2 pseudogenes are annotated in these 935 nt (G+C 32.1%); both read right to left on the reverse strand.

The annotated features are described in order from the left end of the window. Positions 1-324, reverse strand: a pseudogene (locus tag IU405_RS06390) (RagB/SusD family nutrient uptake outer membrane protein); the annotation flags it as partial. A gap of 18 nt (positions 325-342) precedes the next feature. After that, positions 343-935, reverse strand: a pseudogene (locus tag IU405_RS06395) (SusC/RagA family protein); the annotation flags it as partial.

Raw genomic sequence — 935 nt, forward strand, 5'->3', positions numbered from 1 at the left:
CATTTGAAGATTGTTAGGTTTTGTATCATAAATCATCAATTCGCCTGTGGAATTACCAACAGATGATGAATTAAAATTCCATTCGGTGTCTGTATTAAATCCATAAAAAGGAATTTGTCTACCTCTATAAGAATTTGTTTGACCCATTGGTTCTAAAATTCCATCTACTGCTCCTCTAGCCAAACCAGCATTGGAAAAAATTAATGATTCATCTAAAGTTGATTTTGCAGGCGCATCTAAAAAATCACTTTCAAACTCTTTGCAAGAGTTAAATAGACTTAAAATGAGTATTGCAGAAACTATTATTGCTTGTATATTTTTCATTTTCTCTAAAGTTTGTTGTTAAAAATTCAGGTTTAAACCAATAACCATTTGTCTACTTCTAGGATAAGGCGAATAATCAACTCCTGGTGTAAGTGGAGTTCTTCTTCTTGTTGACACTTCTGGATCTAAACCAGAATAATTGGTTAAAACAAATACATTATTAGCGGTTAAATAAAGTCTTAATTTAGAAATTCCAACAGATTTTGTTAATCTTTCTTCAAAAGTATACCCTAAAGTAATTGTATTTAATCTTAAAAAAGAAGCATCCTCAACAGCCCAATCACTAAAAACAAATCTAGACATGAAAGGAGACCACATTGTTGTATTTTGGTTAAGTGCTTCCAATTGTGTAGGGTCTGTAACTAATTGACCTGATATAGGATCTAAGTTTGTCCATCTATTTCCATCAGCCATAATTGTGCTTAGGTTTCTATATTGTCCATTTTGATTTGCTGTTGTAAACTCTATTTTATTGGCATTATACACATCATTTCCAATGCTAAAATTGAATGCAGCAGAGAGATCAAATCCATAAGCTCTTGCGTTTAAGACAAATCCACCAGTAACTGCAGGATTAGAATCCCCTATGATTTCCTGATCATTGATATCAA

The sequence above is a fragment of the Polaribacter sp. BAL334 genome, assembly GCF_015767435.1.
GTDB lineage: Bacteria > Bacteroidota > Bacteroidia > Flavobacteriales > Flavobacteriaceae > Polaribacter.